Here is a 12,678-nt window from a genome sequence, read left to right on the forward strand (position 1 = left end):
GCGGACGGGCGGGGAGTAGCGTCGGCCGCATGTATGCGATCACGATTCCCGAACCTGGTGGACCCGAGGCGCTGGTGTGGGAGGAGGTTCCCGATCCCGTGCCCGGTGACGGCGAGGTGCTGGTCGAGGTGGTGGCCGGCGCCGTCAACCGCGCCGACATCATGCAGCGGCAGGGCTACTACGACCCGCCGCCGGGCGCCTCCCCGTACCCCGGTCTGGAGTGCTCCGGGCGGATCGTCGCGCTCGGCCCGGGTGTCTCCGGCTGGTCGGTCGGCGACGAGGTGTGCGCGCTGCTCGCGGGCGGCGGCTACGCCGAGAAGGTCGCGGTGCCGGCCGGGCAGCTGCTGCCGGTGCCCGAGGGCCTGGACCTGAAGCAGGCCGCGGCGCTGCCCGAGGTGGCCTGCACGGTCTGGTCGAACGTCTTCATGATCGCCCACCTGCGCCCCGGCGAGACCCTTCTCGTGCACGGCGGCTCCAGCGGTATCGGCACCATGGCGATCCAGCTGGGCAAGGCGGTCGGCGCCAGGGTCGCGGTCACCGCGGGCACGAAGGAGAAGCTGGACTTCTGTGCCGAACTCGGCGCGGACATCCTGGTCAACTACCGCGAGCAGGACTTCGTCGCCGAGGTGAAGCAGGCCACCGGCGGCGCGGGGGCCGACGTCATCCTGGACAACATGGGCGCCAAGTACCTGGACCGGAACGTGCAGGCGCTCGCGGTCAACGGGCGGCTCGCGATCATCGGCATGCAGGGCGGCGTCAAGGGCGAGCTGAACATCGGCGCGCTGCTGGGCAAGCGGGCCGCGATCAGCGCGACCTCGCTGCGCGCCCGTCCACTCGCCGAGAAGGCGGCCATCTGCGCGGCGGTGCGGGAGCACGTGTGGCCGTTGATCGTCCAGGGCCATGTCCGCCCGGTCGTCGACCGGGAGCTGCCGATGGCGGACGCGGCGCAGGCCCATCGGGTGGTCGAGGCCAGCGAGCACATCGGCAAGGTCGTGCTGGTCACCGGTTAGCGCCTCGCCACCCCGTAGTGCCTCAGCTCCGCCGTAGTGCCTCAGCTCGGCCGTAGTGCCTCAGCCCCGCCGTACCCGCAGGCCGACGAAGGCGAGGCCGAGCCCGAGGCCGATCAGGACCAGGCCGCTGCCGAGCGGAAGGATGTGCAGCATCGGCTCGGTGTCGTCCTCCTGGCCGGGGCCCATCGCCTGGCCGGCCTGACCGGCCTGGCCCGTCGGGTGCGGCTGGGGCGAGGCGGGAGCGAGGACGGCCTCCCGGGGCGGCTGTGCGGAGGCGCCCACCGGGCTCTCGGCGCCGCTCCCCGCGGGCTCCGTCGCCGTCCCTCCGCCGGGACCGCCCGGGTCGTCCGAGGCATCCGTGGGGCCGGGGTCGTCAGGGTCGTCGGGATCCTGGTCCTCGATCTTCGTCGCCGGTCCCTGGGGCCGCCCCGGTCGCATCCGGCCCTCGCCCGCCACGGTGCCGGCCAGCGACGGCCCGGGGGTGGCCGAGGCGCGGGCGGAGTCCGAGGGCACCGGCCCGGGGCCGTACCCGACAGCCGTGCCGCACGGCAGCAGGACCACCGCGAGGACGGACAGCAGACGGACGGACAGCAGACGTACGGACAGCAGACGTACGGGCGGCCGGGTGCCGGTGAGGGGAAGCCGCAGCCTTGGAGTCACGTCGGTGACCTCCTGGAGCACAGTCGTCGTCAGGGCCGACGAGCACCAGACTCACATTCGGCTGCAAAAACGGCATTTCTGATTCGACCGAAGGGGCTACGGCCGGTCCGAGGTGGTTCTCCGGGGTGGATCAGCCCCCATGGGGGGCACCACGGTGGTGAGGTGTACGGGTGCGAGAGAATGGCGGCATGGAGATGCCGAGGAACGAACGGTCGCCCGAGAATCCGCAGATCCTGGTCGTGGGCCAGGACGGGATGGCGCTCGGAGGCGGCAACGGGGACGAGGACTCCCGCGAGATCCCGGTGACGGAGATGGTGGAACAGCCCGCCAAGGTCATGCGGATCGGCAGCATGATCAAGCAGCTCCTGGAGGAGGTGCGCGCGGCTCCCCTGGACGAGGCCAGCCGGGTCCGGCTCAAGGAGATCCACGCCAGCTCCGTGAAGGAGCTGGAGGACGGACTGGCCCCGGAGCTGGTGGAGGAGCTGGAGCGGCTCTCGCTGCCGTTCAACGAGAACTCCACTCCCTCCGACGCCGAACTGCGCATCGCGCAGGCCCAGCTGGTGGGCTGGCTGGAGGGGCTGTTCCACGGGATCCAGACCACGCTGTTCGCCCAGCAGATGGCCGCCCGTGCCCAGCTGGAGCAGATGCGGCGCGCGCTGCCCCCGGGCGTCGGCCACGAGGGCGAGGAACACGGCCCGGCCGGCCGCTCCGGCGGGCCGTACCTCTAGGGACGCCGGGGTACTCCCGGGTGGTCCCGGGCACTCCCGGGTGCTTCCGGACAGTCCCGGATCGGATACTCCCGAAGCGGCGAAGGGCCCGGCGGACGACCGCCGGGCCCTTTCTACGTCCTCTCCTGCCGCTTCCGCGTCGTCTCCCGCCGCGGCCCGCGTCAGCCGGTCGCCGGGTTGCCCGTCGACACCTTGAGCTCGATGGTCGGCATGTCCTCCGGGGCGACGTCGGTGCCGGAGGACGGGAACTGCTCCATGACCGTGCCGTCGCCGTACGTGTTCTCGTCCACGGAGACGATCTTCATCTGCCATCCCGCGGCCTGGAAGCACTCCTTGACCGACTTGATGTACTTGAACTTGAAGTCCGGGACCTGGATCTTGTCCGGGTCGTCGTAGGACTCCTGGGGTTCGGTGCACTCGGTCTTCTCGACGGTCTTCGAGGTGTCCGGGCCGCGGTAGCCCGAGGCGTGCGAGGCCGCGGTGCTCGCGGTGCTGCCCCCGCCCCCGCTGCCCCCGCTGCCGCCGGTGTCGTCACCGCCACCGCCGCCGGTGTTCAGCGCCAGCGCGACGACCAGGCCGATCACCGCGACCAGCGACACCGCGATCGACCCGATGACCACCGGCCGGTTGCTCTTCCCGCCGCCACCGACACCACCGCCGCCACCACCGACACCGCCGCCACCGGCGGACGGCGCCTGGGGCGTGATGTTGTACGGCGGCGGCGTCGACGGCGCCGGCTGGGCGTACCCGGCCGGGGTCTGGTAGCCCGCCTGCTGCGGATAGCCGTAGGCGGGGGCGGGACCCACGGCCCCGTAGGGATGCGGTGCCGGTGCCGGCTGGTACGGCGTCTGCACCGGACCGGGAGGCGTCGGCGTCGCCTGGCCCACCGGCGGGAACACCGCGGAACCGACCCCGGCGCCGCTCTGCGTCGGCGGGAGGCCCGGGACGATGCTGGGCGCGGCCGGGTGCAGCGAGGCGGCGACCCGCAGGCACTCGTCGCGCATGGACTCGGCGGTCGGGAAGCGCTCGTTCGGGTTCTTCTTCAGCGCGCGGGCGACCAGCGCGTCCACGGCCGGGGGCAGGGCCCGGTTGACCGAGGAGGGAGCGACCGGCTCCTCCTGGACATGCGCGTAGGCGATGGCCAGCGGCGAGTCCGCGTCGAACGGCAGCCGCCCGGTGACCAGCTGGAACAGCATGATGCCGACCGAGTAGAGGTCGGAGCGCGCGTCCACGGCCCGGCCGAGCGCCTGTTCCGGGGAGAGGTACTGCGGGGTGCCGACGACCATGCCGGTCTGGGTCATGGAGGTGACCCCGGACTGCATGGCGCGGGCGATGCCGAAGTCCATCACCTTGACGACCCCGCGCTTGGTCGTCATCACGTTGCCGGGCTTGATGTCGCGGTGGACCAGCCCCATCTCGTGGCTGATCTCCAGCGCGGCCAGCACGTCGGCGGTGATCTTCAGCGCCTTGTCGGCGGGCATCGCGCCGAACTGCCGTACGTCCTCTTCCAGCACCGAGCCGAGCGGGCGGCCCTCGACGTACTCCATGACGATGTACGGCATGGTCGAGCCGTCCGACTCGTCCTCGCCGGTGTCGAAGACGGAGACGATGTTGGTGTGCGTGAGCTTGGCCACTGCCTGGGCCTCGCGGCGGAAGCGCTCGCGGAAGGCCTGTTCCCGGCCGAGTTCGGTGTGCAGGGTCTTGATCGCGACCTGGCGGTCCAGGACCGTGTCGTACGCCAGGTGCACGGACGCCATGCCGCCCTCGCCGAGCAGGTCGCGCAGCTGGTAGCGGCCACCGGCCAGAGCCCGCCCCGCGTAACGGCCGTGTGCGCCGTCCTGGCTCATTTTCCCCGTCCCCCGTCGGGTGCTGGGGCACCCCTGCTGATCGAATGTCCCATTCCTGGTCAAGTTCCCGGCCAAGTCTGCCGGAGGGCACTGACACGTCAAGCGCGATGCCCGTTCCGTGACCGTACGCGAAACAACAGCCGCGGAAGCGTTACAGCGCCCGTACGTCCGGTACACAGAATTTGCACGGCAGTGCGTGGTACGGGTTTGATGGCCGGTCCGTCCACGGGCCGGATCCCGGACCGACGGGTTGCGCGGAGGCTGTAGCGTGGCCGACGGAGACCGTGACAACACCGCGCGCACCGCGGGCAGAAACGACGGCGAGGACCGATGGCACAGACGCACAGCGCCCAGGGCCCGTCCGACCCCGAGGCGACTGGCGGCGGCATGTCAGACGCGCCGGAGATGTGGGGCAACCAGGGCCTGGTCGGCGACGGCCGGTACCGGCTGACCCACCGGCTCGGGCGGGGCGGTATGGCCGAGGTGTTCGCGGCCGAGGACGTACGGCTCGGCCGCACCGTGGCCGTGAAGCTGCTCCGTGCCGACCTCGCCGAGGACCCGGTCTCCAAGGCCCGCTTCACGCGCGAGGCACAGTCGGTCGCGGGGCTCAACCACCACGCGATCGTGGCGGTGTACGACTCCGGCGAGGACGTGGTCGGCGGCCAGTCCGTGCCGTACATCGTGATGGAGCTGGTCGAGGGCCGCACCATCCGCGACCTGCTGATCAACGCCGAGGCGCCGGGCCCCGAGCAGGCCCTGATCATCGTCTCCGGGGTGCTGGAGGCGCTGGCCTACTCGCACCAGCACGGCATCGTGCACCGGGACATCAAGCCGGCCAACGTGATCATCACCAACAACGGCGCCGTCAAGGTGATGGACTTCGGCATCGCCCGCGCCCTGCACGGCGCGTCCACGACGATGACGCAGACCGGCATGGTCATGGGCACGCCCCAGTACCTCTCCCCGGAGCAGGCGCTCGGCAAGGCCGTCGACCACCGCTCCGACCTGTACGCCACCGGCTGCCTGCTCTACGAACTCCTCGCGCTGCGGCCCCCGTTCATCGGCGAGACCCCGCTGGCCGTGGTCTACCAGCACGTCCAGGACATCCCGGTACCGCCCTCCCAGACCTCCGAGGGCGCCGCCCCGCCGGAGCTGGACGGCCTGGTGATGCGCTCGCTGGCCAAGGAACCGGACGACCGTTTCCAGACCGCCGAGGAGATGCGCGGCCTGATCCAGTACGGCCTGCAGATGCTGTACGACCAGGGCAGCCACACCGGCACCTGGAACACCGGCCCGGTCACCGTGCCCGACGGCCGGCAGACCCCGGCGGGCGGTTTCGCCGGTACGACCGTGATGCCGCACCCGGCGGCCGCCGCCGGGACCACCCAGATCCCGCAGCCGATCCTGCCGGGCGGCTACGGAGGCGGCGACGACGGCGGTTTCGAGGGGCACGGCAACAAGGGCAGCGGCCGCGGCAAGCTGTGGATCCTGGCCGTCCTCGCGGTGATCGCCATCGCGGCGGGCGTCGCCCTGGCGCTGAACAAGGGCGGTGGCAACGGGGACGGCGGCACGGGTACGACGCAGTCGCCGACCACCTCGCAGACCACCAAGGACGAGACCGCCAGCGCGAGCCCGTCCGACGAGGCCAGCGACACGGCCACGGACACGGCGACCGACACCAGCGGCTCGGGCAGCGACGACAACTCGAACTACACGCCGTCGCAGACCCCGTCGTACACCCCGTCCGAGACGCAGAGCAGCGAGCCGAGCGACGAGCCGAGCGACACGGCGAGCGCCTCGCAGCCCACCGACACCGAGAGCTCGCCGGACACGCCGCCCTCGGACACGACCGGCACGGGCGACGACGGCGGGACCGACGCCGGCTCGATCGCCGGCACCGGTGTCGGCGGCGGTTGAAGGACACCGACACCCTTCGGCTGACCGGCTGCTGCTGCCGATCTGCCGCTCCTGCTCCTCCTCTTGCTCCTGGTCTGTTCCTGCTGCTTTGCAGCTGGCTGCCGCTACTGCACGAACGCGTCGCACACCGCGTCGTACTCCCTGGTCCACCACACGGCGAGTGCCGAGGCGGCCGGGAACTGGGGGTCCGCGCGGGTGTCGCCGCGCTCGTAGTGCCAGCGCAGCATCCAGAAGTCGTTGAGCCGCTCCCACCACACGCGGTGCACGGCCGCCGCGAGTTCCGAGGGGGTGGCGCCGGCCGCGCGCCGGTACGCGCGCGCGTACGCCCGCACCTTCCGCAGGTCGAGCGCCCCTGCCGGGCGCACGAAGAAGATCGCGGCGGCGCGTACGGCCTCCTCCGCGCGGGGCTGCACGCCGAGCCGGTCCCAGTCGACGATCGCGGCGGGCGCGTCGCCCTTGTAGAGCAGGTTGAACGGGTGGAAGTCGCCGTGCACCCAGCCCACCGAGGCGCCGCGCGGCGGGCGCCGGGCGCTGTGCTGCTCCAGGAGCGCACGGCGTTCGAGCAGCCGGTGGCGGGCGAGCTCGTCGAAGGCGTCCGCGGGGCGGTGCCGGCTGACGTGGGCGAGCAGGTCGTCGATGAGCGCGAAGGTGTCGGTGGGGTCGGCGCTCTCCACGGGATGGGGGCTCGTGGCCGGGCGGGTGCGCCCCTTGGGGGGCATCACGCGCTCCAGACAGGCGTGCACGGCGCCGAGGAGCGCGCCGAGACGTGCGCACTCCCCGCGCGTGAGCTGTCCGCCGTGCCGGTGCCGGCCGTCGATCCAGGGGTGCAGCGCGTACGCGTGGCCGCCGACGACGGCGACCGTACGGCCGTCGCGGTCGGCGAGGGGCGGGGCGACCGGGACGCCGAGGGCGGCCAGCCGCAGGGTGGCCAGATGACGCCGTTCGATGGCGGCCGGGTCGGCGGTGTCGGGGTCGAAGTGGTGCTTCAGGAAGTAGTGGCCGCTGGTGGTGCAGAGCCGGTAGCCGCGGTTGAGCAGGCCCTGTTCGACCGGCTCGCAGGCGAGCGCGGAACCGGCGGCGTACCGCCGGAGCAGGGCGCCCAGAGGGGGCGCGTGGGGCATGAGAGGTGGTACACATGAGCGCGGCACGCGCCAGATGCTAGGGCAAGCGCCAGCGCTGTGAGCTGGGCGTTGTCACAGGCAGTCGCTGATGGTCGCTTTCGGTCATGCGATGGGCCGTGGCGAATGCAAGTGCGAAAAATGTGCCCCGGGAACATGCCGCGGGGCGTAGGTTCGCGGTGCCGTACTCGGCGCGCGCCCGGTCCGCCCCGACCAGACCGGACACCTCGATGTCTTCCCGTGGCCCCGGGCGGCGGGATAACGTGCCGTTGCTCCGGCCTCCTGCAAGGCTCTGACCAGCAACCTTCCGGCCCGCGTCGATTTACTAGGAAACCCAAGCAAAAAGTACTTGGATTTCCAAGCAAAAACGCAGGTCAGGAGGGGTTTCACAGAAATGTGGGGCACTGGGTAACGTGCATGTTGCAGGGCGCTCGCCGGGGCACCTGTCACGCCTGTTCCCGGCCGAGTGGCACCCACCCCGTGCCACGGGTGTCGGAAACAGGTGAGCCGCACTGGTTCACCCGGCAACCCCGGGGGCCGGACCGACGGAGGAGCACACGTGACCGTGGACAGCAGTGCCGCGAGCGAACCGCGACGCAGCGCCGCAGGCAAGGCCGGTACCACCGGCAGCAAGGCCGGCACCAAGCGCACCACTCGCACCGCCTCTCGCACCACCAGCACCACCACCAGCACCGCCTCTCGCACCACCACCCGCAGCAGCGCGAAGAAGAGCACCGATCCCGAGCTCGTCCAGCTGCTGACCCCCGAGGGCAAGCGCGTCAAGAACGCCGAGTACGACGCCTACGTCGCCGGGATCACCCCCGACGACCTGCGCGGCCTGTACCGCGACATGGTGCTCACCCGTCGCTTCGACGCCGAGGCCACCGCCCTGCAGCGCCAGGGCGAGCTCGGCCTGTGGGCGTCCCTGCTCGGCCAGGAGGCCGCCCAGATCGGCTCCGGGCGGGCCACCCGCGAGGACGACTACGTCTTCCCGACCTACCGCGAGCACGGCGTCGCCTGGTGCCGCGGGGTCGACCCGACCAACCTGCTGGGCATGTTCCGCGGCGTCAACCACGGCGGCTGGGACCCCAACAGCAACAACTTCCACCTCTACACGATCGTCATCGGCTCCCAGACGCTGCACGCCACCGGCTACGCGATGGGCGTCGCCAAGGACGGCGCGGACTCGGCGGTCATCGCCTACTTCGGCGACGGCGCCTCCAGCCAGGGCGACGTCGCCGAATCGTTCACCTTCGCCGCGGTCTACAACGCCCCGGTGGTGTTCTTCTGCCAGAACAACCAGTGGGCGATCTCCGAGCCGACCGAGAAGCAGACCCGCGTCCCGCTCTACCAGCGCGCCCAGGGCTTCGGCTTCCCCGGCGTCCGGGTCGACGGCAACGACGTGCTGGCCTGCCTCGCGGTCACCAAGTGGGCGCTGGAGCGGGCCCGCAGCGGCGAGGGCCCGACGCTGGTCGAGGCGTACACCTACCGGATGGGCGCCCACACCACCTCCGACGACCCGACCAAGTACCGGGCCGACGAGGAGCGCGAGGCCTGGGAGGCGAAGGACCCGATCCTGCGCCTGCGCCGGTACCTGGAGGCCGCAAACCACGCGGACGAGGGATTTTTCGCGGAACTCGAAACCGAGTCCGAGGCGTTGGGCAGGCGAGTGCGCGAAGCGGTACGGGCCATGCCGGACCCGGACAACTTCGCCGTCTTCGAGAACGTGTACGCGGACGGGCATGCGCTCGTCGACGAGGAGCGAGCCCAGTTCGCCGCCTACCAGGCGTCGTTCGCGGACGTAGAGGGGGCCTGACCATGGCAGCGGAGAAGATGGCTCTGGCCAAGGCGATCAACGAGTCGCTGCGCCGCGCCCTGGAGTCGGACCCCAAGGTCCTCGTCATGGGCGAGGACGTCGGCAAGCTCGGCGGTGTCTTCCGGGTCACCGACGGCCTGCAGAAGGACTTCGGCGAGAGCCGCGTCATCGACACCCCGCTCGCGGAGTCCGGCATCGTCGGCACCGCGATCGGCCTCGCCCTGCGCGGCTACCGCCCGGTGGTGGAGATCCAGTTCGACGGCTTCGTCTTCCCGGCGTACGACCAGATCGTCACCCAGCTGGCGAAGATGCACGCCCGCTCGCTGGGCAAGGTCAAGATGCCGGTCGTCGTCCGCATCCCCTACGGCGGCGGCATCGGTGCGGTCGAGCACCACTCCGAGTCCCCCGAGGCGCTCTTCGCGCACGTGGCGGGCCTGAAGATCGTCAGCCCCTCCAACCCCGCCGACGCGTACTGGATGATGCAGCAGGCCATCCAGAGCGACGACCCGGTGATCTTCTTCGAGCCCAAGCGGCGCTACTGGGACAAGGGCGAGGTCAACACCGAGGCCATCCCCGGCCCGCTGCACAAGGCCCGCGTGGTCCGCGAGGGCACGGACCTGACCCTCGCCGCCTACGGCCCGATGGTGAAGCTCTGCCAGGAGGCCGCCGACGCGGCCGCCGAGGAGGGCAAGTCCCTGGAGGTCCTGGACCTGCGGTCCGTCTCCCCGATGGACTTCGACTCGATCCAGGCCTCGGTCGAGAAGACCCGCCGCCTGGTCGTGGTCCACGAGGCGCCGGTGTTCTTCGGTTCGGGCGCGGAGATCGCCGCCCGCATCACCGAGCGCTGCTTCTACCATCTGGAGGCCCCGGTCCTCAGGGTCGGCGGTTACCACGCCCCGTACCCGCCGGCCCGCCTGGAGGAGGAGTACCTGCCGGGCCTGGACCGGGTGCTCGACGCCGTCGACCGTGCCCTGGCGTACTGAGGAGAGGGTCGTGACGACGATGACGGAAGCGTCCGTACGCGAGTTCAAGATGCCGGACGTGGGCGAGGGGCTCACCGAGGCCGAGATCCTCAAGTGGTACGTCCAGCCCGGCGACACGGTCACCGACGGCCAGGTGGTGTGCGAGGTCGAGACCGCGAAGGCGGCCGTCGAGCTTCCCATCCCCTACGACGGCGTGGTCCGCGAGCTGCGCTTCGCCGAGGGCACCACGGTGGACGTGGGCACGGCGATCATCTCGGTGGACGTGACGGGCGGAGCACCGGCCGTGGAACCCCCCGCGGCCCCGGCCCCGGCTCCCGCCTCGGCGCCGGAACCGGAGAAGAAGCCGGAGGGCCGCCAGCCGGTCCTCGTCGGCTACGGCGTGGCGGCCTCCTCCACCAAGCGCCGCCCGCGCAAGGGCCCGGAGACCACGCCCGCCGAGGCGGCGGTCAAGGCAGCGGTCCAGCAGGAGCTGAACGGCCACGGCCCCGCTCCGGTCGCCTCACCGGTCCCTGCCCCGGCGGAGGAGCGCCCCCGCCCGCTGGCGAAGCCGCCGGTGCGCAAGCTGGCGAAGGACCTGGGCGTCGACCTGGCCACGGTGATCCCGTCCGGCCCGGACGGCGTCATCACGCGCGACGACGTGCACGCGGCGGTGACGGCCGTGACGGCGGTGACGACGGGGACGGCGGTGGTGCCCGTACCGGCGACCGCGCCGCAGCCGGCGGTCCCCGAAACCGCCGCCGGCCCCGCAGTCGCCCCGCACGACACCGCCCGCGAGACGCGCATCCCTGTCAAGGGGGTCCGCAAGGCGACGGCGGCGGCGATGGTGGGGTCGGCGTTCACGGCGCCGCACGTCACGGAGTTCGTGACGGTGGACGTGACCCGCACGATGAAGCTGGTGGAGGAGCTGAAGCAGGACAAGGACCTGCAGGGCCTGCGGGTCAACCCCCTCCTGCTCATCGCCAAGGCCCTGCTGGTCGCCATCAGGCGCAACCCGGACATCAACGCGTCCTGGGACGAGGCGAACCAGGAGATCGTGCTCAAGCACTACGTCAACCTGGGCATCGCCGCGGCCACCCCACGCGGCCTCATCGTGCCGAACATCAAGGACGCCCACGCGAAGACCCTCCCGCAACTGGCGGAGGCGCTCGGCGAGCTGGTCACCACGGCCAGGGACGGCAAGACGTCACCCGCCGCGATGCAGGGCGGCACGGTGACCATCACCAACGTCGGCGTCTTCGGCATCGACACGGGCACGCCGATCCTCAACCCGGGCGAGGCCGCCATCCTCGCCGTCGGCGCGATCAAGCTCCAGCCGTGGGTGCACAAGGGCAAGGTGAAGCCGCGTCAGGTCACCACCCTGGCCCTGTCCTTCGACCACCGGCTGGTCGACGGCGAGCTGGGCTCGAAGGTGCTGGCGGACATCGCGGCGATCCTGGAGCAGCCGAAGCGGTTGATCACCTGGGGGTGACCCCGCAGAGCACCGGCAGAGGGGCGAGAGTGTGACCTCCGGTCACTTTCTCGCCCCTCCCGCATGCGCGAGGAAGAGGAAGGGGCGCGCGCCGGGACCCGGCCCGTGGCCATCGCCCCACGACGAATGGCGAAGGCCCGCCGACGAAAGGCGAAGGCCCGCCGACGAATGGCGAAGGCCCGCCGCACGAGGCGCGGCGGGCCTTTGTCGGGTCGGTCCGAGCTGCGTCAGATCGTCGCGAAGCCGTAGTTCAGGAGCTTCGTGGCGTCCGTCGCGCGCTGGGTGATCGAGGAGGAGGCGAGGACGGTGCCGATGACCGTCTTGCCGTTGCGGGTCGCGGCGAAGACCAGGCAGTACTTGGCCTCGGGGCCGGAGCCGGTCTTGATGCCGATGGCGCCGCTGTAGCTGCTGAGCAGCGTGTTGGTGTTGGTCCAGGCACCCATGGTGCGGGTGGAACCGGTCTTGGTGATCGTCTTCGCCGTGTAGCTCTTCGTCTTGACGACCGTGCGGAACGTGGAGTTCTTCATCGCGCTGCTGGCGATTTTCGTCAGGTCGCGCGGCGTCGAGTAGTTGTTGCCGTTGCCGATGCCGTCGAAGGAGTCGAAGTGGGTGTTGGTCAGACCCAGGCTCTTCGCGGCGGTGTTCATCTTGGAGATGAAGCTGGCGACGCGCTTGGCGCGGGTGGTGCCCGAGCCGTACGTGTCCGCGAGCGCGTAGGCGGCGTCGCAGCCGGAGGGCAGCATCAGCCCGTACAGCAGCTGGCGGACGGTGACCTTGTCGCCGACGATCAGGTGCGCCTGGGAGGCGTTGTTGGCGACGACGTAGTCGCTGTACGCCTTCTGGATCGTGACCTTCTTGTCGAGGTTCAGGTTCGACTGCGCGAGCACGACCTTGGCGGTCATGATCTTCGTGGTCGAACCGGTGGACAGCTTGGTGTCCGCCGCCTTCGTGTACAGCGTCTTCGCGTTCGCGTTGTTCATGACGTAGCCGCCCTTGGCCACGATCGTGGGCTTGGTGACAGCCTGCGCGGGCGCCGCGGTGAGGGCCCCGGTCGCCAGCAGCGCGCCGGACGTGACGGCAACGGCGGCGGCCTTGCGGAGGCGAGTGCCCTTAATACCGGTAATCAACTGA

At 71.2% G+C, this 12,678-nt stretch carries 10 protein-coding genes; 6 read left to right on the forward strand and 4 right to left on the reverse strand.

Features of this window, described 5'->3' with window-relative positions; genetic code table 11:
• The first annotated feature begins 29 nt into the window (after positions 1-29).
• Positions 30-1,010, forward strand: a complete 981-nt coding sequence (locus ACFZB3_RS31175; protein ID WP_391381111.1) for a zinc-binding dehydrogenase — start codon at positions 30-32, stop codon at positions 1,008-1,010.
• Positions 1,011-1,070: 60 nt separating this feature from the next.
• Here ACFZB3_RS31175 and ACFZB3_RS31180 read toward each other — a convergent pair whose 3' ends face one another.
• Positions 1,071-1,670: a hypothetical protein gene (locus tag ACFZB3_RS31180; protein WP_391381113.1), complete on the reverse strand. Its 600-nt coding sequence runs from the start codon at positions 1,668-1,670 to the stop codon at positions 1,071-1,073.
• Positions 1,671-1,858: 188 nt separating this feature from the next.
• Between ACFZB3_RS31180 and ACFZB3_RS31185 the strand changes: the two genes are divergently transcribed.
• Positions 1,859-2,398, forward strand: a complete 540-nt coding sequence (locus tag ACFZB3_RS31185) for a proteasome activator (protein ID WP_391381115.1) — start codon at positions 1,859-1,861, stop codon at positions 2,396-2,398.
• Between the two features lie 161 nt (positions 2,399-2,559).
• Here ACFZB3_RS31185 and ACFZB3_RS31190 read toward each other — a convergent pair whose 3' ends face one another.
• Positions 2,560-4,245, reverse strand: coding sequence for a protein kinase (locus ACFZB3_RS31190; RefSeq protein ID WP_391381118.1), 1,686 nt, complete (start codon positions 4,243-4,245; stop codon positions 2,560-2,562).
• A 330-nt stretch (positions 4,246-4,575) separates the two neighbouring features.
• Here ACFZB3_RS31190 and ACFZB3_RS31195 point away from each other — a divergent pair, with 330 nt between their 5' ends.
• A complete protein-coding gene (locus ACFZB3_RS31195; RefSeq protein WP_391381121.1) occupies positions 4,576-6,162 on the forward strand; it encodes a protein kinase in 1,587 nt (528 codons plus the stop codon).
• Between the two features lie 104 nt (positions 6,163-6,266).
• Here ACFZB3_RS31195 and ACFZB3_RS31200 read toward each other — a convergent pair whose 3' ends face one another.
• On the reverse strand, positions 6,267-7,283 hold the full coding sequence (locus ACFZB3_RS31200; RefSeq protein WP_391381123.1) for a phosphotransferase: 1,017 nt from the start codon (positions 7,281-7,283) through the stop codon (positions 6,267-6,269).
• 556 nt (positions 7,284-7,839) lie between these two features.
• Here ACFZB3_RS31200 and pdhA point away from each other — a divergent pair.
• From pdhA to ACFZB3_RS31215, 3 genes are read left to right on the forward strand one after another with little or no spacing between them, the layout of a single operon-like run.
• The gene (gene pdhA / locus ACFZB3_RS31205) at positions 7,840-9,096 is read left to right on the forward strand and encodes a pyruvate dehydrogenase (acetyl-transferring) E1 component subunit alpha (RefSeq protein WP_391381126.1); all 1,257 of its coding nucleotides are present in this window, start codon (positions 7,840-7,842) and stop codon (positions 9,094-9,096) included.
• A gap of 2 nt (positions 9,097-9,098) precedes the next feature.
• A complete protein-coding gene (locus ACFZB3_RS31210) occupies positions 9,099-10,079 on the forward strand; it encodes a transketolase C-terminal domain-containing protein (protein WP_391381128.1) in 981 nt (326 codons plus the stop codon).
• A 10-nt stretch (positions 10,080-10,089) separates the two neighbouring features.
• A complete protein-coding gene (locus ACFZB3_RS31215; protein WP_391381131.1) occupies positions 10,090-11,547 on the forward strand; it encodes a 2-oxo acid dehydrogenase subunit E2 in 1,458 nt (485 codons plus the stop codon).
• Positions 11,548-11,774: 227 nt separating this feature from the next.
• Here ACFZB3_RS31215 and ACFZB3_RS31220 read toward each other — a convergent pair whose 3' ends face one another.
• Entirely contained in the window at positions 11,775-12,674 is a 900-nt protein-coding gene (locus ACFZB3_RS31220; protein WP_391381133.1) for a D-alanyl-D-alanine carboxypeptidase family protein, read from the reverse strand.
• Positions 12,675-12,678: the final 4 nt, after the last annotated feature.

Source organism: Streptomyces sp. NPDC008092 (assembly GCF_042957285.1).
Lineage (GTDB): Bacteria > Actinomycetota > Actinomycetes > Streptomycetales > Streptomycetaceae > Streptomyces.

Bases quoted from the DNA above. Each gene is read 5' to 3' on its own strand.
- ACFZB3_RS31175 (WP_391381111.1), top strand. From the start codon at position 30: ATGTATGCGATCACGATTCCCGAACCTGGTGGACCCGAGGCGCTGGTG.
- ACFZB3_RS31185 (WP_391381115.1), top strand. From the start codon at position 1,859: ATGGAGATGCCGAGGAACGAACGGTCGCCCGAGAATCCGCAGATCCTG.
- ACFZB3_RS31190 (WP_391381118.1), bottom strand. From the start codon at position 4,245: ATGAGCCAGGACGGCGCACACGGCCGTTACGCGGGGCGGGCTCTGGCC.
- ACFZB3_RS31195 (WP_391381121.1), top strand. From the start codon at position 4,576: ATGGCACAGACGCACAGCGCCCAGGGCCCGTCCGACCCCGAGGCGACT.
- ACFZB3_RS31200 (WP_391381123.1), bottom strand. From the start codon at position 7,283: ATGCCCCACGCGCCCCCTCTGGGCGCCCTGCTCCGGCGGTACGCCGCC.
- ACFZB3_RS31210 (WP_391381128.1), top strand. From the start codon at position 9,099: ATGGCAGCGGAGAAGATGGCTCTGGCCAAGGCGATCAACGAGTCGCTG.